The organism is Staphylococcus sp. SM3655 (genome assembly GCF_016917315.1).
Classification (GTDB): domain Bacteria; phylum Bacillota; class Bacilli; order Staphylococcales; family Staphylococcaceae; genus Staphylococcus; species Staphylococcus aureus.
On the sequence record NZ_CP070305.1, the window covers coordinates 1,942,402 to 1,967,029 of the forward strand.

Annotated in this window: 19 protein-coding genes and 1 pseudogene; 19 read left to right on the plus strand and 1 reads right to left on the minus strand. The window is 33.5% G+C overall.

Going from position 1 to position 24,628, the window contains the following annotated elements:
- Positions 1-41: 41 nt before the first annotated feature.
- The 15 genes and pseudogenes from ileS to JQN76_RS09655 all read left to right on the plus strand — a co-directional run bounded on the left by ileS (position 42) and on the right by JQN76_RS09655 (position 17,601).
- Positions 42-2,795, plus strand: a complete 2,754-nt coding sequence (ileS, locus tag JQN76_RS09585; protein WP_000384691.1) for an isoleucine--tRNA ligase — start codon at positions 42-44, stop codon at positions 2,793-2,795.
- A 289-nt stretch (positions 2,796-3,084) separates the two neighbouring features.
- Positions 3,085-3,882, plus strand: coding sequence for a VOC family protein (locus JQN76_RS09590; RefSeq protein WP_000274844.1), 798 nt, complete (start codon positions 3,085-3,087; stop codon positions 3,880-3,882).
- 376 nt (positions 3,883-4,258) lie between these two features.
- Positions 4,259-4,555 (plus strand): annotated as a pseudogene (locus tag JQN76_RS09595) (transposase); the annotation flags it as partial.
- 223 nt (positions 4,556-4,778) lie between these two features.
- Positions 4,779-5,270, plus strand: coding sequence for a signal peptidase II (gene lspA, locus JQN76_RS09600; protein WP_000549207.1), 492 nt, complete (start codon positions 4,779-4,781; stop codon positions 5,268-5,270).
- Positions 5,270-6,187: an RluA family pseudouridine synthase gene (locus JQN76_RS09605; RefSeq protein ID WP_000451303.1), complete on the plus strand. Its 918-nt coding sequence runs from the start codon at positions 5,270-5,272 to the stop codon at positions 6,185-6,187. Before lspA ends, JQN76_RS09605 begins: the two co-directional genes overlap by 1 nt.
- Positions 6,188-6,586: 399 nt before the next feature.
- On the plus strand, positions 6,587-7,114 hold the full coding sequence (gene pyrR / locus JQN76_RS09610; RefSeq protein WP_000003870.1) for a bifunctional pyr operon transcriptional regulator/uracil phosphoribosyltransferase PyrR: 528 nt from the start codon (positions 6,587-6,589) through the stop codon (positions 7,112-7,114).
- Positions 7,115-7,331: 217 nt separating this feature from the next.
- Positions 7,332-8,639, plus strand: coding sequence for a uracil-xanthine permease family protein (locus JQN76_RS09615; protein ID WP_001178620.1), 1,308 nt, complete (start codon positions 7,332-7,334; stop codon positions 8,637-8,639).
- 27 nt (positions 8,640-8,666) lie between these two features.
- Positions 8,667-9,548, plus strand: a complete 882-nt coding sequence (locus JQN76_RS09620; RefSeq protein ID WP_001016166.1) for an aspartate carbamoyltransferase catalytic subunit — start codon at positions 8,667-8,669, stop codon at positions 9,546-9,548.
- 17 nt (positions 9,549-9,565) lie between these two features.
- Positions 9,566-10,840: a dihydroorotase gene (locus tag JQN76_RS09625; protein WP_205397770.1), complete on the plus strand. Its 1,275-nt coding sequence runs from the start codon at positions 9,566-9,568 to the stop codon at positions 10,838-10,840.
- A 1-nt stretch (position 10,841) separates the two neighbouring features.
- A complete protein-coding gene (locus tag JQN76_RS09630) occupies positions 10,842-11,942 on the plus strand; it encodes a carbamoyl phosphate synthase small subunit (RefSeq protein ID WP_001190917.1) in 1,101 nt (366 codons plus the stop codon).
- Complete coding sequence (gene carB / locus JQN76_RS09635; protein ID WP_001126265.1) at positions 11,935-15,108, plus strand: carbamoyl-phosphate synthase large subunit; 3,174 nt, start codon at positions 11,935-11,937, stop codon at positions 15,106-15,108. The genes JQN76_RS09630 and carB overlap by 8 nt, the downstream gene beginning before the upstream one ends.
- 109 nt (positions 15,109-15,217) lie before the next feature.
- Positions 15,218-15,910 (plus strand): orotidine-5'-phosphate decarboxylase, encoded by a 693-nt coding sequence (gene pyrF / locus JQN76_RS09640; protein WP_000654059.1) that lies wholly within the window; start codon positions 15,218-15,220, stop codon positions 15,908-15,910.
- Positions 15,910-16,521, plus strand: a complete 612-nt coding sequence (gene pyrE / locus JQN76_RS09645) for an orotate phosphoribosyltransferase (protein ID WP_001040248.1) — start codon at positions 15,910-15,912, stop codon at positions 16,519-16,521. Before pyrF ends, pyrE begins: the two co-directional genes overlap by 1 nt.
- 29 nt (positions 16,522-16,550) lie before the next feature.
- Entirely contained in the window at positions 16,551-16,763 is a 213-nt protein-coding gene (locus JQN76_RS09650) for a hypothetical protein (RefSeq protein ID WP_000998558.1), read from the plus strand.
- A gap of 436 nt (positions 16,764-17,199) precedes the next feature.
- Positions 17,200-17,601, plus strand: coding sequence for a VOC family protein (locus JQN76_RS09655; RefSeq protein WP_000354184.1), 402 nt, complete (start codon positions 17,200-17,202; stop codon positions 17,599-17,601).
- Positions 17,602-17,863: 262 nt separating this feature from the next.
- On the opposite strand, the gene JQN76_RS09660 is transcribed toward JQN76_RS09655, so the two are convergent.
- Positions 17,864-19,561, minus strand: coding sequence for an Rqc2 family fibronectin-binding protein (locus tag JQN76_RS09660; RefSeq protein WP_000312766.1), 1,698 nt, complete (start codon positions 19,559-19,561; stop codon positions 17,864-17,866).
- A 274-nt stretch (positions 19,562-19,835) separates the two neighbouring features.
- Here JQN76_RS09660 and gmk point away from each other — a divergent pair, with 274 nt between their 5' ends.
- From gmk to priA, 4 genes are all read left to right on the plus strand, one after another.
- Positions 19,836-20,459 (plus strand): guanylate kinase, encoded by a 624-nt coding sequence (gmk, locus tag JQN76_RS09665; protein ID WP_000368227.1) that lies wholly within the window; start codon positions 19,836-19,838, stop codon positions 20,457-20,459.
- Complete coding sequence (gene rpoZ, locus JQN76_RS09670; RefSeq protein ID WP_000933956.1) at positions 20,459-20,677, plus strand: DNA-directed RNA polymerase subunit omega; 219 nt, start codon at positions 20,459-20,461, stop codon at positions 20,675-20,677. The genes gmk and rpoZ overlap by 1 nt, the downstream gene beginning before the upstream one ends.
- Before the next feature lie 215 nt (positions 20,678-20,892).
- Positions 20,893-22,092 (plus strand): bifunctional phosphopantothenoylcysteine decarboxylase/phosphopantothenate--cysteine ligase CoaBC, encoded by a 1,200-nt coding sequence (gene coaBC, locus JQN76_RS09675; protein ID WP_000722165.1) that lies wholly within the window; start codon positions 20,893-20,895, stop codon positions 22,090-22,092.
- Positions 22,092-24,500, plus strand: a complete 2,409-nt coding sequence (priA, locus tag JQN76_RS09680; protein ID WP_000560859.1) for a primosomal protein N' — start codon at positions 22,092-22,094, stop codon at positions 24,498-24,500. Before coaBC ends, priA begins: the two co-directional genes overlap by 1 nt.
- Positions 24,501-24,628: the final 128 nt, after the last annotated feature.

Here is a 24,628-nt window from a genome sequence, read left to right on the forward strand (position 1 = left end):
ATTTAACTTAGAGTTTTTTAAATTTTTAAGGAGTGAAAAAAATGGATTACAAAGAAACGTTATTAATGCCTAAAACAGATTTCCCAATGCGAGGTGGTTTACCAAACAAGGAACCGCAAATTCAAGAAAAATGGGATGCAGAAGATCAATACCATAAAGCGTTAGAAAAAAATAAAGGTAACGAAACATTCATTTTACATGATGGCCCACCATACGCGAATGGTAACTTACATATGGGACATGCCTTGAACAAAATTTTAAAAGACTTTATTGTACGTTATAAAACTATGCAAGGGTTCTATGCACCATACGTACCAGGTTGGGATACACATGGTTTACCAATTGAACAAGCATTAACGAAAAAAGGTGTTGACCGAAAGAAAATGTCAACAGCTGAATTCCGTGAGAAATGTAAAGAATTTGCTTTAGAACAAATTGAATTACAGAAAAAAGATTTTAGACGTTTAGGTGTTCGTGGTGACTTTAATGATCCATATATTACATTAAAACCTGAATACGAAGCTGCACAAATTCGTATTTTTGGAGAAATGGCAGATAAAGGTTTAATTTATAAAGGTAAAAAGCCAGTTTATTGGTCTCCTTCAAGTGAGTCTTCATTAGCAGAAGCAGAAATTGAATATCACGATAAACGTTCAGCATCAATTTACGTTGCATTTGACGTTAAAGATGACAAAGGTGTCGTTGATGCAGATGCTAAATTTATTATCTGGACAACAACGCCATGGACAATTCCATCAAATGTTGCGATTACCGTTCATCCTGAATTAAAATATGGTCAATACAATGTAAATGGCGAAAAATATATTATTGCAGAAGCCTTATCTGACGCTGTAGCAGAAGCACTGGATTGGGATAAAGCATCAATCAAATTAGAAAAAGAATACACAGGTAAAGAATTGGAGTATGTTGTAGCACAACATCCATTCTTAGACAGAGAATCGTTAGTGATTAATGGTGATCATGTTACTACAGATGCTGGTACAGGTTGTGTACATACAGCACCAGGTCACGGGGAAGATGACTATATTGTTGGTCAAAAATATGAATTGCCAGTAATTAGTCCAATCGATGATAAGGGTGTATTTACTGAAGAAGGCGGCCAATTTGAAGGGATGTTCTATGATAAAGCTAATAAAGCCGTTACTGATTTATTAACAGAAAAAGGTGCACTATTAAAATTAGACTTTATTACACATAGCTATCCACACGACTGGAGAACAAAAAAACCTGTAATCTTCCGTGCTACACCACAATGGTTTGCCTCAATCAGTAAAGTAAGACAAGATATTTTAGATGCAATCGAAAATACAAACTTCAAAGTAAATTGGGGTAAAACACGTATTTACAATATGGTTCGTGACCGTGGCGAATGGGTTATTTCTCGTCAACGTGTTTGGGGTGTACCGTTACCAGTATTTTATGCTGAAAATGGCGAAATTATCATGACGAAAGAAACAGTGAATCATGTTGCTGATTTATTTGCAGAACACGGTTCAAATATTTGGTTTGAAAGAGAAGCGAAAGACTTACTACCAGAAGGATTTACACATCCAGGCAGCCCTAACGGTACATTTACTAAAGAAACAGACATTATGGACGTTTGGTTTGATTCTGGTTCATCACACCGTGGCGTGTTGGAAACAAGACCGGAATTAAGTTTCCCAGCGGATATGTATTTAGAAGGTAGTGACCAATATCGTGGTTGGTTCAACTCTTCTATCACAACTTCAGTTGCTACAAGAGGAGTATCACCTTATAAATTCTTACTTTCTCATGGTTTTGTTATGGACGGTGAAGGTAAGAAAATGAGTAAATCTTTAGGTAATGTGATTGTACCTGACCAAGTGGTTAAACAAAAAGGTGCTGATATTGCGAGACTTTGGGTAAGTAGTACGGACTATTTAGCTGATGTTAGAATTTCTGATGAAATTTTAAAACAAACATCTGATGTTTATCGTAAAATCAGAAATACATTAAGATTTATGTTAGGTAACATTAACGATTTCAATCCTGACACAGATAGCATTCCTGAATCAGAGTTATTAGAAGTGGATCGTTACTTGCTAAATCGTTTACGTGAATTTACTGCAAGTACGATTAACAACTATGAAAACTTTGACTACTTAAATATTTATCAAGAAGTTCAAAACTTTATCAATGTTGAGTTAAGTAATTTCTATTTGGATTACGGTAAAGATATTTTATATATTGAACAACGTGATTCTCATATCCGTCGTAGTATGCAAACAGTGTTATATCAAATTTTAGTTGATATGACGAAGTTGTTAGCACCAATCTTAGTGCATACAGCTGAAGAAGTTTGGTCTCATACACCACATGTTAAAGAAGAAAGTGTTCACTTAGCAGACATGCCTAAAGTTGTAGAAGTAGATCAAGCTTTATTGGATAAATGGCGTACATTTATGAATTTACGTGATGATGTGAACCGTGCATTAGAAACTGCTCGTAATGAAAAAGTTATTGGTAAATCATTAGAAGCTAAAGTTACGATTGCTAGTAACGATAAATTTAATGCATCTGAATTCTTAACTTCATTTGATGCATTACATCAATTATTTATCGTGTCACAAGTTAAAGTTGTAGATAAGTTAGACGATCAGGCAACAGCTTATGAACATGGTGATATTGTCATCGAACATGCAGATGGTGAAAAATGTGAAAGATGTTGGAACTATTCAGAGGATCTTGGTGCTGTTGATGAATTGACGCATCTATGTCCACGATGCCAACAAGTTGTAAAATCACTTGTATAATTGAAATTGTATAAAGTACTCATACAGATGATATAAATTAAAGCTCTCTTCATAATCATGTTGTAGTTTTTGTTGACATGATGAAGAGAGTTTTTTTGTGAATAAAAAAATGACCAAGTTACCGGTCATATATGTAAAAAATGTGCGATTTACTAAAATAAAAATTATTCAGGAATGATACAAATTCTCTGAGGCATATAAATGCGTTATAGTTGCTATTCTCAATTATGTTCGCGATAATTTTAAGTAAAAGTAAGCACAGATATTGAATTTGATAGGAGTTAATTGAATGTATCATAACAGTAACGCAAACTTTGTCAATGGTATCACTTTAAATGTGAGAGATAAGAATGAATTAAAGCCATTTTATGAGGACATATTAGGATTAAATATTATAAATGAGACATTAACATCGATACAATATGAAGTAGGTCAAAATAATCATGTCATTACACTTGTTGAATTACAAAATGGACGTGAACCTTTAATGTCCGAAGCGGGACTGTTTCATATCGCAATTAAACTACCTCAAATTAGTGATTTAGCTAATTTACTAATTCATTTAAGCGAATATGATATTCCAGTTAACGGAGGTATACAGCCTGCTTCGTTATCATTATTTTTTGAAGACCCGGAAGGAAACGGTTTTAAATTTTATGTTGATAAAGACGAAGCGCAATGGACGAGGCAAAATAATTTAGTAAAAATTGATATTAGACCATTAAATGTACCGAGATTAGTGAGTCATGCAACAAAATTGTTATGGTTAGGTATTCCAGATGACGCTATTATAGGTGCATTGCATATTAAGACAATTCATTTATCAGAGGTAAAAGAGTACTACCTCGATTATTTTGGATTAGAGCAATCGGCATATATGGATGATTATTCAATATTTTTAGCATCGAATGGCTATTATCAACATTTGGCCATGAATGATTGGGTATCAGCAACGAAACGTGTAGAAAATTTTGATACGTATGGATTAGCAATTGTTGACTTTCATTATCCTGAAACAACACACTTAAATTTACAAGGTCCGGATGGTATCTATTATCGCTTTAATCATATCGAAGTTGAAGATTAGTATATACTTTGAATGGACGAACCATATAATGAATCGTTTTTAATGATCTTTTTATACAAGTTATGAAGGAGGCTGGGACATAAATCCCTAAAAAACAGCAGTAAGATAATTTTCAATTAGAAAATATCTTACTGCTGTTCTCTATTTATACAATACTTCGTATTGAATGGCTTCGCTATGCCCATCTGGCACATTACTGTAAAATTCTATAAATAGAATTTTTGATGATGGGTCCCTTCCTAGGGTGCCGTCTCAGCCACCCCAACCGGCACATTGTTGTAAGCTGACTATATGTCAGCTTCTGTGTTGGGGCCCCTGTCTTCGACTGGCACTGCTCCCTCAGGAGTCTCGCCATTAATACTACGTATTAACATGTAATTTTACTTTGAAATACTTTAAAGCCCAAATTAATCAAAAGCTTTCTGAACCAGAAACGAAAAAAATCAATAGTCAAAGAAAAATTGATGTAGAGCCTGTTTTTGGATTTGTGAAGGCTATTTTGGGTTTCACTAGAATGTCAGTTCGAGGAATAAATAAAGTTAAACGAGAGCTAGGTTTTGTATTAATGGTACTTAATATAAGGAAAATAGCAGCTCAACGAGCTGTACATTATAAAATACATATCAAAAAAGCTGATTTCTATCAAATAATTAATAGAAAACAGCTTTTTTAAATTGCCTAAGAACTTAATGTCCCAGCCTGTTTCCTAATTTTTAATGTCATCGTATATATGATAAATGAATAAATAAGTTCATATTTAATGTCAAAACATAGTAGTTTATCAAGTATTGAGTGAGTAACATTAGATTTAATGTAATATGCTTACTTTTTTTATTAGCAGGTGTAAGCTATAATATAAAGAGTTGTCTCATGGACGATTGATTGGAGGAACGAAAATGCACAAAAAATATTTTATTGGCACTTCCATTTTAATAGCAGTATTTGTCGTTATATTTGACCAAGTTACTAAATATATTATAGCTACTACAATGAAAATTGGAGATTCATTTGAAGTGATACCGCACTTTTTAAACATAACATCACATCGAAATAATGGTGCTGCATGGGGAATATTGAGTGGAAAAATGACATTTTTCTTTATTATTACCATTATTATATTAATAGCCTTAGTATATTTCTTTATTAAAGATGCTCAATATAATTTGTTTATGCAAGTTGCTATTAGTTTACTTTTTGCAGGTGCACTTGGAAACTTTATTGATAGAATTTTAACAGGAGAAGTTGTTGACTTTATTGATACAAATATTTTTGGTTATGATTTTCCAATATTTAATATCGCAGATTCAAGTTTAACAATTGGTGTAATATTAATTATTATTGCCTTATTAAAGGATACTTCCAATAAAAAGGAGAAGGAGGTTAAGTAATGGAGACTTATGAATTTAACATTACAGATAAAGAACAAACAGGTATGCGTGTAGATAAGTTGCTGCCTGAATTAAATAGTGATTGGTCTCGTAACCAGATACAAGATTGGATTAAAGCAGGTTTAGTCGTTGCAAACGATAAAGTTGTTAAATCTAATTATAAAGTGAAACTTAATGATCATATAGTTGTCACTGAAAAAGAAGTGGTTGAAGCTGATATTCTACCTGAAAATTTAAATTTAGATATTTATTATGAAGATGACGATGTTGCAGTTGTATATAAACCGAAAGGCATGGTAGTTCATCCATCACCAGGGCATTATACCAATACATTAGTTAATGGTTTAATGTATCAAATTAAAAATTTGTCAGGTATTAATGGAGAAATTCGTCCAGGTATTGTTCACCGTATAGATATGGATACTTCTGGTTTATTAATGGTTGCTAAAAATGATATTGCTCATCGTGGGCTTGTAGAACAATTAATGGATAAATCTGTTAAAAGAAAATATATCGCTTTAGTTCACGGGAATATTCCTCATGATTACGGTACAATCGATGCGCCAATTGGTAGAAACAAAAATGATCGTCAATCTATGGCTGTTGTTGATGATGGTAAGGAAGCAGTGACACATTTTAACGTACTAGAACATTTTAAAGATTATACGCTTGTTGAATGTCAACTTGAAACAGGACGTACGCATCAAATCCGTGTGCACATGAAATATATTGGCTTCCCATTAGTTGGTGATCCAAAGTATGGACCGAAAAAGACATTGGATATTGGTGGTCAAGCTCTACATGCTGGACTTATTGGATTCGAACATCCAGTAACAGGTGAATATATTGAAAGACATGCTGAATTACCACAAGACTTTGAAGATTTATTAGATACAATTCGAAAAAGAGATGCATAATTGTGTCGTGCTATAATTACGATAACATTATTATGTAAACTATAAGTATTTATCGTTTTCGTTTTTTTAAAATGAAAACACATTATAAAATAGATTAAGGTTAACATTTTTACTGAGATCGGTTAATTTTTCAATATAGATTGACAAAGCGCCTGATTAGTATTATCCTTATAACAGTTTAAGTACAACATAAAGAGTCTTTAATTGAGCGTCCAGAGAGACGTCAAAGACATGAAAATATAGATATATACTAAAATGATCATAACACTTTCACATATGCAAGAATAAGTAGTAATACTACGATTCTTCTATGTAAATAGGCTGATTGTATATACTAAACCTCATGTCGATATTAAAGACATGAGGTTTTTTGTTTCTAAATTTTGAAAGGGTGAGAATATGTCTGAACGTATCATAATGGATGATGCCGCAATACAACGTACAGTGACGAGAATCGCTCACGAAATTTTGGAGTATAACAAAGGTACTGATAATTTAATTCTTTTAGGTATCAAAACAAGAGGTGAATATTTAGCGAATCGTATACAAGATAAAATTCATCAAATTGAGCAACAACGTATACCTACTGGAACAATTGATATTACATACTTTAGAGATGATATAGAGCACATGTCATCACTTACGACAAAAGACGCAATAGACATCGACACAGATATTACAGATAAAGTAGTCATCATTATTGACGATGTGCTGTATACTGGTCGAACGGTTCGTGCTTCACTTGATGCTATTTTGCTAAATGCTAGACCTATTAAAATTGGTTTAGCTGCTTTGGTTGATCGAGGACATCGTGAGTTACCAATTCGAGCAGATTTTGTTGGTAAAAATATACCTACTTCTAAAGAGGAAACGGTAAGTGTCTATTTAGAAGAAATGGATCAAAGAAATGCAGTTATAATTAAATAATACCCCTTTTAATTCAGTACGAGAGACTGAAAAAGGTGGGGGAGTTGAATGATAAATAAGTTTTCATATGCTTGTTTATCTAATAATACCCTCATGTTCGACAACTATAAGTCAATTTCTATGGACGAAAATGACTTGTAGCAACTTGTCACACTTTTTGTCTCTTTACATATACTGATGTAAAGAGATTTTTTTATTATCGGAGGAAATGAATATTATGCAAAATGATGAAATGTTTGAACGAACAGTAAAACCCGTACTAGATGTAAATGAAAAACCACAACCAGCGCAATGGGCATTTTTAAGCTTACAACATTTATTTGCGATGTTTGGCGCAACAGTACTAGTACCATTCTTAACAGGACTACCAATATCAGCAGCGTTACTAGCTTCGGGAATCGGTACATTACTTTATATCTTAATAACGAAGGCGCAAATACCAGCATACTTGGGATCTAGCTTTGCATTTATCACACCAATTATCACGGGATTAAGTACGCGTAGCTTAGGAGACATGCTTGTAGCATTATTCATGAGTGGTGTTATGTACGTCATCATCGGAATTCTAATCAAATTAAGTGGGACAGCATGGTTAATGAAATTATTACCACCAGTTGTTGTTGGACCTGTCATCATGGTAATTGGTTTAAGCTTAGCGCCTACTGCAGTCAATATGGCAATGTATGAAAATCCTGGAGATATGAAAGGTTACAATATCAGTTTCTTAATTGTTGCAATGATAACCTTGCTTGTAACAATAGTCGTTCAAGGATTTTTTAAAGGATTCCTATCTTTAATTCCAGTTCTTGTAGGTATTATCGTAGGTTATGTGGTAGCGATTTTTATGGGGATTGTGAAATTTGATGCAATTATGTCAGCAAAATGGATAGATTTCCCTCATATTTATCTGCCATTTAAAGATTATGTACCTTCATTTCACTTAGGACTTGTACTTGTAATGATTCCGATTGTGTTTGTAACAGTAAGTGAACATATTGGGCACCAAATGGTATTGAATAAAATCGTAGGTAGAAACTTCTTTGAAAAGCCAGGACTTGATAAATCAATCATTGGTGATGGTGTTTCTACAATGTTTGCCAGTATTATTGGTGGACCACCAAGTACAACATACGGTGAAAATATCGGTGTATTAGCGATTACCAGAATATACAGTATTTACGTCATTGGTGGTGCAGCAGTTATAGCAATTGTTTTAGCATTCATTGGTAAGTTCACTGCATTAATTTCTTCTATACCTACACCAGTTATGGGAGGAGTATCTATATTACTTTTCGGTATTATTGCAGCAAGTGGCTTAAGAATGTTAGTTGAAAGCAAAGTAGATTTTGCGAACAATCGAAATTTAGTTATAGCTTCAGTAATTTTAGTTGTAGGTATCGGTAATTTAGTATTTAACTTAAAAGAAATTGGTATCAACCTTCAAATTGAGGGGATGGCATTAGCTGCACTTTCAGGAATTATTTTGAACTTAATCTTACCTAAAGAGAAAAAACAAAACAATTAAGATTTACAAATTAAGGAGGGCGCTTTTATGAATCATTTATTATCAATGGAACATTTATCTACAGATCAAATATACAAACTTATCCAAAAGGCAAGTCAATTTAAATCTGGTGAACGTCAACTACCAAACTTTGAAGGGAAATATGTCGCAAATTTATTCTTTGAAAATTCTACTCGAACAAAATGTAGTTTTGAAATGGCAGAACTTAAGCTAGGGTTAAAAACGATTAGCTTTGAAACATCAACATCATCTGTTTCAAAAGGTGAATCTTTATATGACACATGTAAAACTTTAGAAAGTATTGGCTGTGATTTATTAGTCATTAGACATCCGTTTAATAACTACTATGAAAAATTAGCGAATATTAACATCCCAATTGCGAATGCTGGCGATGGTAGTGGACAACATCCAACACAAAGTTTACTTGATTTAATGACGATATATGAAGAATATGGATATTTTGAAGGATTGAATGTATTGATTTGTGGAGACATTAAAAATTCACGTGTCGCACGTAGTAATTACCATAGTTTAAAAGCATTAGGTGCAAACGTAATGTTTAATAGCCCAAATGCTTGGATTGATGATTCTTTAGAAGCACCTTATGTAAATATAGATGATGTTATAGAAACAGTAGATATAGTTATGTTATTAAGAATTCAACATGAAAGACATGGGCTTGCAGAAGAAACTAGATTTGCAGCAGATGATTATCATCAAAAGCATGGCTTAAATGAAGTGCGCTATAACAAATTACAAGAACATGCTATTGTTATGCATCCGGCACCTGTGAATAGAGGAGTAGAAATACAAAGCGATTTAGTAGAAGCTTCAAAATCAAGAATTTTTAAGCAAATGGAAAATGGCGTTTACTTAAGAATGGCAGTCATTGATGAATTATTAAAATAGGTAAGGGGACGAAAATGATGAAATTAATTAAAAACGGTAAAGTATTACAAAATGGCGAATTACAACAAGCAGATATTTTAATTGATGGTAAGGTAATTAAACAAATTGCACCTGCAATTGAACCAAGCAATGGTGTTGACATCATAGATGCGAAAGGTCACTTTGTGTCACCTGGATTTGTCGATGTTCATGTTCATTTACGCGAACCTGGTGGTGAATATAAAGAGACAATTGAAACTGGTACTAAAGCTGCTGCTAGAGGCGGATTTACAACTGTATGTCCAATGCCTAACACAAGACCGGTACCAGATTCTGTAGAACATTTTGAAGCTTTACAAAAATTAATCGATGACAATGCTCAAGTACGTGTATTACCTTATGCTTCAATTACAACACGTCAATTAGGTAAAGAATTGGTTGATTTCCCAGCACTAGTAAAAGAAGGTGCCTTTGCGTTTACAGATGACGGTGTAGGAGTACAAACTGCAAGCATGATGTATGAAGGCATGATTGAAGCTGCAAAAGTAAACAAAGCCATCGTAGCACACTGTGAAGATAATTCATTAATCTATGGTGGTGCAATGCATGAAGGGAAACGCAGTAAAGAGTTAGGTATACCAGGTATTCCAAACATTTGTGAATCTGTTCAAATCGCAAGAGATGTACTATTAGCTGAAGCAGCAGGTTGTCATTATCATGTATGTCATGTTTCTACTAAAGAAAGTGTTAGAGTCATTCGTGATGCTAAACGCGCAGGCATTCATGTTACAGCTGAAGTTACACCACACCATTTATTGTTAACAGAAGATGATATTCCTGGTAATAATGCCATTTATAAAATGAATCCACCATTGAGAAGTACTGAAGATAGAGAGGCTTTGTTAGAAGGGTTACTAGACGGTACAATTGACTGTATCGCAACAGACCATGCACCACATGCACGTGATGAAAAAGCGCAACCAATGGAAAAAGCACCATTCGGAATTGTTGGTAGTGAAACAGCATTCCCATTATTATATACGCATTTTGTAAAAAATGGTGATTGGACATTACAACAATTAGTAGATTACTTAACAATTAAACCATGTGAGACATTTAATTTAGAATATGGCACATTAAAAGAAAATGGTTATGCAGATTTAACAAACATTGATTTAGATAGTGAACAAGAAATTAAAGGTGAAGATTTCTTATCAAAAGCAGATAATACACCATTTATCGGCTATAAAGTTTATGGAAATCCGATCTTAACAATGGTTGAAGGCGAAGTTAAATTTGAGGGGGATAAATAATATGCAAAGCAAACGTTATCTAGTGTTAGAAGACGGTTCTTTTTACGAAGGCTACCGTTTAGGATCTGATAACTTAACTGTAGGAGAAATTGTATTTAATACAGCGATGACAGGTTATCAAGAAACTATTTCAGATCCATCATATACAGGTCAGATCATTACTTTTACGTATCCATTAATCGGTAATTATGGTATCAATAGAGACGATTTTGAATCATTAGTACCTACATTAAACGGTATTGTAGTGAAAGAAGCGAGTGCGCATCCAAGTAATTTTAGACAACAAAAGACACTTCATGACGTTTTAGAATTGCATCAAATTCCAGGTATTGCAGGTGTTGATACAAGAAGTATTACGCGTAAAATTCGACAACACGGTGTGTTAAAAGCTGGTTTTACTGATCGAAAAGAAGATATTGATCAACTTGTCAAATATTTACAACAAGTAGAATTACCTAAAAACGAAGTAGAAATCGTTTCGACTAAAACACCGTATGTTTCGACAGGTAAGGATCTAAGTGTCGTACTTGTTGACTTTGGTAAGAAGCAAAATATTGTTCGAGAATTAAACGTCAGAGGTTGTAACGTCACAGTTGTACCATATACAACTACTGCCGAAGAAATTTTAGCAATGGCTCCAGATGGCGTTATGCTATCAAACGGACCAGGTAATCCTGAAGTTGTAGAATGTGCGATTCCAATGATTCAAGGAATTTTAGGGAAAATTCCGTTCTTTGGTATCTGTCTAGGACATCAACTTTTTGCATTATCTCAAGGAGCAAGCTCATTTAAAATGAAGTTTGGTCATCGTGGTGCGAACCATCCAGTTAAAAATTTAGAGACTGGAAAAGTTGATATTACGAGTCAAAACCATGGATATGCAATAGATATAGATTCGTTAAAAAGTACTGATTTAGAAGTTACTCATCTTGCATTAAATGATGGTACTGTAGAAGGTTTAAAACATAAAACATTACCAGCATTTTCTGTTCAATACCATCCTGAAGCAAATCCAGGACCGTCAGATTCAAACTATCTATTTGATGATTTTGTAGCAATGATGACTAATTTTAAAGAAAAGGAGCGTCATATCAATGCCTAAACGTAATGATATCAAAACAATTTTAGTAATAGGGTCTGGGCCAATTATCATAGGTCAAGCAGCTGAATTTGATTATGCTGGAACACAAGCATGTCTAGCTTTAAAAGAAGAGGGATACCGAGTTATTCTTGTAAATTCAAATCCAGCGACAATCATGACTGATAAGGAAATTGCGGATAAAGTATATATCGAACCGTTAACTCATGATTTTATAGCGCGAATTATACGTAAAGAGCAACCTGACGCTTTACTTCCAACTTTAGGTGGTCAAACAGGTTTAAACATGGCGATTCAACTACACGAAAGTGGTGTGCTTCAAGATAATAACGTCCAATTATTAGGAACTGAGCTAACATCAATTCAACAAGCAGAAGACCGTGAAATGTTTAGAACATTAATGAATGATTTAAACGTTCCTGTACCAGAGAGTGACATTGTAAATACAGTAGAGCAAGCCTTTAAATTTAAAGAGCAAGTGGGATACCCGCTAATTGTTAGACCAGCATTTACGATGGGTGGTACCGGAGGCGGTATTTGTCATAATGATGAAGAATTACATGAAATCGTCTCAAATGGTCTTCATTATAGTCCAGCAACGCAATGTTTATTAGAAAAATCTATCGCAGGTTTTAAAGAAATCGAATACGAAGTAATGCGTGATAAAAACGATAATGCCATCGTTGTATGTAACATGGAAAATATTGATCCAGTTGGTATTCATACAGGCGATTCAATTGTTGTGGCTCCTAGTCAAACATTATCAGATGTTGAGTACCAAATGTTACGTGATGTTTCATTAAAAGTTATTCGAGCTTTAGGTATCGAAGGTGGTTGTAATGTTCAATTAGCATTAGATCCCCATTCATTCGATTATTATATTATAGAAGTAAATCCGCGTGTATCACGTTCATCAGCGTTAGCTTCAAAAGCAACAGGATATCCTATTGCAAAATTAGCTGCTAAAATCGCGGTTGGTCTAACATTAGATGAAATGTTAAATCCAATTACAGGAACATCTTATGCAGCGTTTGAACCAACTTTAGACTATGTGATTTCAAAAATACCAAGATTTCCTTTTGATAAATTTGAAAAAGGAGAACGAGAGCTTGGCACACAAATGAAAGCAACAGGTGAAGTTATGGCCATTGGTCGAACTTACGAAGAATCATTGTTAAAAGCAATTCGATCACTTGAGTATGGTGTGCATCACTTAGGATTACCAAATGGTGAAAGCTTCGATCTTGATTATATTAAAGAACGTATTTCACACCAAGATGATGAACGATTATTTTTCATCGGCGAAGCAATTAGAAGAGGCACAACATTAGAAGAAATTCATAATATGACTCAGATTGATTACTTCTTCTTACACAAGTTCCAAAACATTATTGATATTGAGCATCAACTAAAAGAGCATCAAGGTGATTTAGAATATCTTAAATATGCAAAAGATTATGGATTTAGTGATAAAACAATAGCGCATCGCTTTAATATGACGGAAGAAGAAGTATATCAATTGCGTATGGAAAATGATATTAAACCTGTTTACAAGATGGTTGATACTTGCGCAGCTGAATTTGAATCTTCAACACCATATTATTATGGTACATACGAAACTGAAAATGAATCCATAGTTACTGACAAAGAAAAAATCTTAGTATTAGGCTCTGGACCAATTCGAATCGGCCAAGGTGTAGAATTTGACTATGCGACAGTTCACGCCGTTTGGGCAATTCAAAAAGCAGGGTACGAAGCGATAATTGTGAATAACAATCCAGAAACAGTTTCAACAGACTTCTCAATTTCTGACAAATTATACTTTGAACCTTTAACTGAAGAAGATGTGATGAATATCATTAATTTAGAAAAACCTAAAGGTGTCGTTGTACAATTTGGAGGACAAACAGCGATTAATTTAGCAGACAAATTGGCTAAACATGGTGTTAAAATACTTGGTACTTCACTAGAAAATCTAAATCGTGCTGAAGATAGAAAAGAATTTGAAGCACTATTAAGAAAAATTAACGTGCCACAGCCACAAGGGAAAACAGCTACATCACCTGAGGAAGCATTAGCGAATGCTGCAGAAATCGGATATCCGGTTGTAGTAAGACCTTCTTATGTATTAGGTGGTCGCGCAATGGAAATTGTAGACAATGACAAAGAGTTAGAAAACTATATGACCCAGGCTGTAAAAGCGAGTCCGGAACATCCGGTACTAGTCGATAGATATTTAACTGGTAAAGAAATTGAAGTTGATGCGATTTGTGATGGAGAAACGGTCATTATTCCAGGAATAATGGAACATATTGAACGTGCTGGTGTGCATAGTGGTGACTCAATCGCTGTATATCCACCACAAACTTTGACAGAAGACGAGTTAGCAACACTTGAGGACTATACTATAAAATTAGCTAAAGGTTTAAACATCATTGGCTTAATCAACATTCAATTCGTTATAGCTCACGATGGTGTGTATGTTTTAGAAGTAAATCCACGTTCTAGTAGAACGGTACCATTCTTAAGTAAAATTACTGATATTCCAATGGCACAATTAGCTATGCGAGCAATCATTGGGGAAAAACTAACAGATATGGGTTATCAAGAAGGGGTTCAACCATATGCTGAGGGTGTCTTTGTGAAAGCACCGGTATTTAGTTTCAATAAATTGAAAAATGTTGATATTACTTTAGGACCTGAAATGAAGTCAACAGGTGAAGTGATGGGGAAAGATACTACATTAGAAAAGGCGTTATTCAAAGGGTTAACAGGTAGTGGTGTTGAAGTTAAAGATCACGGTACAGTATTAATGACCGTCAGTGACAAAGATAAAGAGGAAGTTGTTAAATTGGCACAACGCTTAAATGAAGTTGGCTATAAAATTTTAGCAACGTCTGGAACAGCTAATAAATTAGCTGAGTATGACATACCTGCAGAAGTAGTAGGCAAAATCGGTGGCGAAAATGATTTATTAACACGTATTCAAAATGGTGATGTTCAAATCGTTATAAATACAATGACTAAAGGTAAAGAAGTAGAAAGGGATGGCTTCCAAATTAGACGTACTACAGTTGAAAATGGTATTCCATGTTTGACATCTTTAGATACAGCTAATGCCTTAACGAATGTAGTTGAAAGTATGACATTTACAATGCGTCAAATGTAAATCAATCAAACTGTATCGGTGGGGCTGTAATTAACCATTTACTTAAAGAAGTTTATATTACAGCCTCATTATTTTAATGAATTTCTTAATATAAAGGGAGACATATATGATGAAAGATTTACCAATTATTGCATTAGATTTTGAATCAAAAGAAAAAGTAAATCAATTTTTAGATTTATTTGATGAATCATTATTCGTAAAAGTAGGTATGGAACTTTTTTATCAAGAAGGTCCTCAATTAATTAATGAGATAAAAGAAAGAGGCCATGATGTATTTTTAGATTTAAAATTGCATGATATTCCTAATACAGTAGGTAAGGCGATGGAAGGACTAGCTAAATTGAATGTTGATCTGGTAAATGTTCATGCTGCTGGTGGCGTAAAAATGATGTCTGAGGCTATTAAAGGATTAAGAAAACATAATCAAGATACAAAAATTATTGCAGTAACACAGCTTACGTCAACAACAGAAGACATGTTACGACACGAACAAAATATACAAACATCGATTGAAGAGGCCGTTTTAAATTATGCCAAGTTAGCAAATGCAGCTGGTTTAGATGGCGTTGTTTGTTCACCTCTTGAAAGTCGTATGTTGACTGAAAAGTTAGGTACATCATTTTTAAAAGTAACACCAGGTATTAGACCTAAAGGTGCATCTCAAGATGACCAACACCGTATTACGACACCGGAAGAAGCAAGACAGCTTGGTTCGACGCATATTGTAGTCGGTAGACCGATTACACAAAGTGACAATCCAGTCGAAAGTTATCATAAAATTAAAGAAAGTTGGTTAGTATAATGGCTAAAGAAATTGCAAAATCATTATTAGATATTGAAGCTGTAACATTATCACCAAATGATTTATATACATGGAGTTCAGGTATTAAATCACCGATTTACTGTGATAACCGTGTTACGTTAGGTTATCCTTTAGTTCGAGGCGCAATCCGCGATGGTTTAATTAACTTAATTAAAGAACACTTTCCTGAAGTAGAAGTTATTTCTGGTACTGCAACAGCTGGTATTCCACATGCAGCTTTTATTGCTGAAAAATTAAAATTACCAATGAATTATGTTCGTTCATCAAATAAGAGTCATGGTAAGCAAAATCAAATCGAAGGTGCTAAAAGTGAAGGTAAAAAAGTAGTTGTGATAGAAGATTTAATTTCGACAGGGGGATCTTCAGTCACAGCAGTTGAAGCCTTAAAACAAGCAGGTGCAGAAGTATTAGGTGTTGTAGCTATCTTTACTTACGGTTTGAAAAAAGCAGATGATACATTTAGCAATATTCAACTACCTTTTTACACTTTAAGTGATTACAATGAATTAATTGAAGTAGCTGAAAATGAAGGTAAAATTTCTAGTGAAGATATCCAAACATTAGTTGAATGGAGAGACAACTTAGCATAATATAGACACTAGAAGGAGGAATTCAACAAATGAATGACAAAACATCTAATGATTTATATGGGAAGATAAAACATTGTAACGAATTTATCAATCATTCAAATGATTCCAATCTATCTAGTAGTCACGATGTCGACGAAAGTTCAACGAAGCAAAAACATATAAAAAATAAAACAACTATAGATAATAATGATGATTTATTTAAACATGTAAAGGATATATTACGTAAACAAGGACAAATTTAAAAACAAAAAAGCTATAGTGTTTAATATCAGGGGCTGCTTAACCGCATCCGAATATTACAAACACTATAGCTTTTATTATATAAAAAATTTATTAGCGGATAATTAACTTTATTAAAATCCAACCAATTAAGAATACGAGTAATAGGACTAATACTGGAATCACATAATGTAACATAACGTCCCTCCTTTAACTTAATTTTAATTGTAATCAAATTTGACAATAAGTCAAAACATTAATACCTATGATAAGTATCATTTATTAACATATGTATCATATTTTTAATCTTGCGTAATTTTTATCGTTAACTATGTGATTTAATCAACAGGCCAATAAGACGTTTGTCATTCGTGCACATAACGGTACGACGCGCTTTTGTCATTTTAATTATGTTAAGATAATAGTAGTTATAGAAGTTCAATCTATAGGAGGCATAGCATGGATATTCCAAAAATCACGACATTTTTAATGTTTAATAACCAAGCTGAAGAAGCTGTTAAACTATACACAAGCTTATTTGAAGATAGTGAGATTATAACAATGGCTAAGTATGGTGAAAATGGACCTGGTGATCCCGGGACTGTACAACACTCAATATTTACATTAAATGGACAAGTATTCATGGCGATTGATGCTAATAGTGGCACAGAATTACCAATGAATCCTGCGATTTCATTATTTGTTACAGTAAAAGATACTATTGAAATGGAACGACTATTTAATGGATTAAAAGATGAAGGTGCCATTTTAATGCCAAAAACGAATATGCCACCATACAGAGAGTTTGCTTGGGTTCAAGATAAGTTTGGAGTAAGTTTTCAATTAGCATTACCTGAGTAAAAGGATTCGCACAGCGTTGAATGATAAAGAAACACTTTTTCTTATGCATGCGTTTTACCTATGTATTTCTATTTTAAGTACACATTAGCATTTTAGTTTCACTCATTTTTAAAATCACAAAGATAATTTGTAACTTAAATGATGATACGTTATTTAAAAACACGATACTTCGTTTCAATGAACGCATTAAATAATAAATAAACACCTCGCAAAAGAAAGTAGTCCATTCTTATGGTGAGGTGTTTATTTGTCGACAACTTGATTATGATTGTTTCATTTTTTTAATATGTTCATAATCAGGTGTAGCATACAAAGTTTTTTGATTGTCATATGTTACAAATCCAGGCTTTGCACCTGATGGTTTATGCACATTTTTAATTAATGTATAATCAACAGGTATTTGTCCAGAATTACCAGCTTTTGAAAAGTATCCTGCTAACATAGCCGCTTCCTTGATTGTCGTATCACTTGGTGCATCATTAAATATAACGACATGTGAACCAGGAATATCTTTTGTGTGTAACCATGTGTGAGTTTTTTTAGCTTTTTTATTTGTTAAATAATCATTTTGCTTGTTATTCTTACCAACATATATATCGTCGCCATCAGTTGATACATAATGTTGTAATTGAATCTGCGCTTTCTTTTTCTTAGTTTGATTTTTACGCTGTTTCATAAAGCCTTGTTCTGCTAATTCATCTCTAATTTCATCAATGTCATGGACAGAAATATGATGTAATTGTTGTTCGATTGTTGAAAAATAATCTATATTGTCTTTCGTCAATTGAATTTGATGTTGTAATTCACGTTCTCTCGTTTTCATACGATTATATTGTTTATAATAATATTGAGCATTTGCTGATGGGGATTTTGTAGGATTTAAAGGAATGACAACTTCTTCATTCGTATAATAATTCAATGCCGTCACTTCTTTATCGCCTTGCTTAATTCGATATATATTAGCAGTGATCAATTCACCATATAACTGTTCAGTATCTTTATTTTTAGACTGCTCATATTCTTCAATCAACTTCGCTAATTTATTTTGATATTTGTGCAACTGCTGTTGAACAAATCGAACTAAATCATTCGCACGTTGTTTAACGCGTTCACGTTCGCCACGCGCATCATAAAAACGGTCAAGTAAATCATTTAATGAATCGTATGTAACTGTATCATCATTAAATTGATTTAACTTTATAAAATAGAAATCCTCTTTACCTGTTTCATGATTTTTATGAAAAATAGGAGTAGGTGGTAACTTGGTTTCTGCCATTACTTCGTCAAATGCTTCTGGTAATGTTGATGAAGTCATAAATTGACGACGACTAACGATTTCATTCGTAATTAAAGGGCTAAATCCTTCAAACTGATTCAATAATTGTTTAGCAATATTACCTGCGTTAAAATCGATATATTTCAACACCTCTGCACCTGTAATATCATACGGATTTATTTTGTGCTGAGTAGGTGGTGCTTCATAATTAAATCCTGGCATTACTGTACGATAGTGATTCGTATTTGGTGTTAAGTGTTTAAATCCTTCAATTATTTTGCGATTTTCATCTACTAAAATTAAGTTACTATGTTTACCCATAATCTCAAGGATGACAGTGCGGTAAATAGTATCGCCAATTTCATCTTTACTCTTTATATCGATTTCAATGCGACGATCATTACCAATTTGCTTAATCGATTCGATAATACCACCTTCTAAGTGTTTTCTAAAAACACGCGCAAACATGGGTGGATTAAATGGATTATCATATTTTTTAGTAGTCAATTGTAATCTTGAAAAGTTTGGATGGATTGACAATAACAATTGATGGTTTTGTCTATTTTGACGTACAACCATTAGTATCGTGTCATTATCAGGTTGATTGATTTTGTGAACGCGTCCTGTTGTTAAAAATTGTAGAGACTCAACCATTTTCTTTGTAAATAAGCCATCATAAGCCATAATTTATCTTCCACCTTCTTCATATCATTCGTTTCATTTTAACATGATTGTAACTTTTCGGTATAGTTATTGAACCATACATTATGCCATACATTTTACATTATCTAAAAGTTTGCAATTCAATTTATTTAATTAAAATTAATCGTGCAATATAACGATATTGTTAGACTTAATAGAAATTATGGCATGCAATTTCAAATATGCTATACAATATAAAGAACAATGTGATATCATATTTAAATAATAGAAGATTAGCTTAGAGAGGTCGTAAGGCATGGATAATGAAAAAGGATTGTTAATCGTTTTATCAGGACCATCTGGAGTAGGTAAAGGTACTGTTAGAAAACGAATATTTGAAGATCCAAGTACATCATATAAGTATTCTATTTCAATGACAACACGTCAAATGCGTGAAGGTGAAGTTGATGGCGTAGATTACTTTTTTAAAACTAGGGATGCGTTTGAAGCTTTAATCAAAGATGACCAATTTATAGAATATGCTGAATATGTAGGCAACTATTATGGTACACCAGTTCAATATGTTAAAGATACAATGGACGAAGGTCATGATGTATTTTTAGAAATTGAAGTAGAAGGTGCAAAGCAAGTTAGAAAGAAATTTCCAGATGCGCTATTTATTTTCTTAGCACCTCCAAGTTTAGAACACTTGAGAGAGCGATTAGTAGGTAGAGGAACAGAATCTGATGAGAAAATACAAAGTCGTATTAACGAAGCGCGTAAAGAAGTTGAAATGATGAATTTATACGATTACGTTGTAGTTAATGATGAAGTAGAACTTGCGAAGAATAGAATTCAATGTATTGTAGAAGCTGAGCACTTAAAAAGAGAGCGCGTAGAAGCTAAGTATAGAAAAATGATTTTGGAGGCTAAAAAATAATGTTAAATCCACCTTTAAACCAATTAACGTCACAAATTAAATCAAAGTATTTAATTGCAACAACTGCAGCGAAAAGAGCGCGTGAAATTGATGAACAACCTGAAACTGAATTATTAAGTGAATATCATTCATTTAAACCAGTTGGTAGAGCGTTAGAAGAAATTGCTGACGGTAAAATTCGCCCTGTTATTTCAAGTGATTATTATGGTAAAGAATAGTTTCGACCATTAAAAATATGTGAAGCTAGACGTACATCAAATACGTCAAGGCATATCCAAATCAAACGCACCTATGTAGGTGTGTTTTTTTAGTTTATCCAATGATTGATGTTATAATAATACTAAATTTGTATCTATAAAAAAGTAATGAGCATTTGTGCGCATATGATGATGTAAAGCGTAAATGTCATAGTGATATTTAAGGGAGATTGAATATGAAGAAAATATTATTAGCCGTTACAGGTGGCATTGCGGCATATAAAGCGATTGATTTGACAAGTAAGTTAACACAATCTGGGTATGAAGTTCGCGTTATGTTAACGAATCACGCACAAAAATTTGTGACACCATTAGCATTTCAAGCAATAAGTCGAAATGCTGTTTATACAGATACTTTTATAGAAGAAAATCCTTCAGAAATACAGCATATTGCATTAGGTGATTGGGCAGATGCAATCATTGTTGCACCTGCAACGGCAAATACAATTGCAAAATTGAGTGTAGGTATTGCTGATGATTTGGTGACATCAACGTTGCTAGCAACAGAGACACCGAAATTTATTGCGCCTGCTATGAATGTGCATATGTATGAAAATAAACGTACGCAGCAAAATATTAATATTTTAAAAGAAGATGGGTATCATTTTATCGAACCAGGAAGCGGATTTCTAGCATGTGGTTATGTTGCTAAAGGACGTATGGAAGAACCGCTTCAAATCGTTTCTGTTATTGATGCTCATTTTCAAAATAGTAATCGTTTAGCTAATAGTTCATTTCAAGATAAACGCGCATTGGTTACAGCAGGACCAACTATTGAAGTTATCGATCCAGTCAGATTTGTATCCAATCGTTCTTCTGGAAAAATGGGTTATGCAATAGCTGAAGCATTGCGAAATCGAGGAGCTATCGTGACGTTAGTTGCTGGTCCTACAACACTAGAGGATCCAAAAGATATTGAAGTTATTCATGTTCAAAGTGCTGAAGAAATGTTTGAACAAGTGACAAGCCGATTTGACGAACAAGATATTGTTGTAAAAGCAGCAGCCGTATCTGACTATACACCGGTTGATGTATTAGAACATAAGATGAAAAAGCAGGATGGTGATTTGTCAGTATCTTTTAAACGTACTAAAGACATTCTTAAATATTTAGGTGAACATAAAACATCACAGTATTTAATAGGCTTTGCAGCAGAGACTGAAGATATTGAAAATTATGCACAACAAAAATTACGCAAGAAAAATGCAGATGTGATTATTTCAAATAATGTTGGGGATATGTCTATCGGATTTAGTTCTGATGATAATGAATTGACAATGCATTTTAAAAATAATGAAAAGGTAAATATCAAGAAAGGAAAAAAAGTAGTATTAGCTGCACAAATTTTAGATGAACTAGAAACTAGGTGGCAATAATGATAGCGAAAGTCATAGTCGATGTCGCGTCGAAGAGCGTTGACTATAAATTTGATTATATAATTCCTGAACAACTCGAATCTGTCATCCAACCTGGTGTGCGTGTGATTGTACCTTTTGGACCAAGAACGATTCAAGGTTATGTAATGGAAGTAACAGCAGAACCTGATGCACAACTTGACGTTTCGAAGTTAAAAAAAATCATAGAAGTGAAAGATATACAACCTGAATTAACATCAGAATTAATAGCTTTAAGTGAGTGGATGGGTTCAACTCATGTCATTAAACGTATTTCTATGCTAGAAGTGATGCTTCCGAGTGCTATTAAAGCGAAGTATAAAAAAGCATTTAAGATGAAAGATGACAAAGAGGTACCTTCAGCTTTATTACAAAAATTTGATAAGCATGGTTACTATTATTATAAAGATGCGCAAAAAAATAATGATATTCAATTGCTTATGAAGTTGTTAAAAGATGATATCGTTGAAGAAAAAACGATTCTCACACAAAATATAACTAAAAAAACCAAGCGTGCTGTTCGTGTCATTGAAGGGTATCATCCTGATGAAGTATTAGCTAAGTTGGAGAAAGTTATTAAACAATACGATTTGTATGCTTACTTGTCTGAAGAACAACATAAAACAATATTTTTAACTGATATTGAGGATATGGGCTTTTCAAAATCCAGTTTAGATGGACTTATCAAAAAAGGTTATGTTGAAAAATATGACGCGGTTGTTGAAAGAGACCCATTTAAAGATCGTGTTTTCGAACAAGAATCAAAACAGCAATTAACAGAAGACCAATATAAAGCATATGAAGCGATTAAAGCTAAAATTGTAAGCCAAGAGCAAGAAACATTTTTACTTCATGGTGTGACGGGATCAGGTAAAACAGAAGTATATTTACAAACGATAGAAGATGTTTTAAGCCAAGGAAAACAGGCGATGATGTTAGTTCCTGAAATCGCTCTAACACCGCAAATGGTTTTACGCTTCAAACGTCGATTTGGTGATGACGTTGCTGTATTACATTCTGGCTTATCTAATGGGGAACGTTATGATGAGTGGCAAAAAATTAGGGATGGTCGTGCGAGAGTAAGTGTTGGTGCAAGGTCAAGTGTGTTCGCACCTTTCAAAAATTTAGGGTTAATCATCATTGATGAAGAACATGAATCTACATATAAGCAAGAAGATTATCCGAGATATCACGCTAGAGAAATTGCCCAATGGCGAAGTGAATATCATCACTGCCCAGTCATTTTAGGAAGTGCAACACCATGTCTTGAAAGTTATGCACGAGCTGAAAAAGGCGTTTATCATTTGCTATCATTACCAAACAGAGTGAACCAACAAGCTTTACCTGAAATTGATATAGTAGACATGCGTGAAGAATTGAGTGAAGGTAATCGGTCAATGTTTTCAAAAGATTTACGTGAAGCCATACAATTAAGATTAAATCGAAAGGAACAAGTTGTTTTATTTTTAAATCGACGTGGTTATGCATCGTTTATGTTATGTCGGGATTGCGGATATGTACCGCAATGTCCAAACTGTGATATTTCATTAACGTATCATAAAACGACAGACTTATTAAAATGTCACTATTGTGGTTACCAAGAGACGCCACCGAATCAATGTCCAAATTGTGAGAGTGAACACATTCGACAAGTAGGTACTGGTACTCAGAAAGTTGAAGAACTATTGCAACGAGAATTTGAAGATGCGCGCATAATTAGGATGGATATAGATACAACCTCAAAGAAAGGTGCACATGAAAAGTTATTGACTGAATTCGAAAAAGGTAACGGTGACATTTTACTAGGTACTCAGATGATTGCGAAAGGATTAGATTATCCAAATATTACTTTAGTTGGTGTGCTGAATGCAGATACAATGTTAAATTTACCTGATTTTCGGGCGAGCGAACGTACTTATCAACTATTAACGCAAGTGGCTGGTAGAGCTGGTCGTCATGAAAAGGCAGGTCAAGTCATCATTCAAACGTATAATCCAGATCATTATTCAATATTGGATGTTCAAAAAAATGATTATTTAACATTTTATCGTCAGGAAATGGAATATCGTAAATTAGGAAAGTATCCACCGTATTATTATTTGATTAATTTCACAATCTCACATAAAGAAATGAAGAAGGTTATGGAAGCATCGCAGCATGTTCATAAAATTTTATTACAGCATTTAACAGAAAAAGCGCTTGTACTAGGTCCATCTCCGGCAGCACTTGCGAGAATCAACAATGAATTTAGATTCCAAATTTTAGTGAAATATAAAAGTGAACCTGGATTATTACAAGCCATTCAGTTTTTAGATGACTATTACCATGAAAAATTTATAAAAGAAAAATTAGCATTGAAGATTGATATTGATCCACAGATGATGATGTAACATTACTAATTATTAGAAACAAGTTCAGTATGTACGAGTATTTGAACCAGTGTTTGAATATTTACTTTAAGTACAGAAAAAGGGCAGAATATACAACTGTTAACCATTTAAATTAGCAGTTTATATTC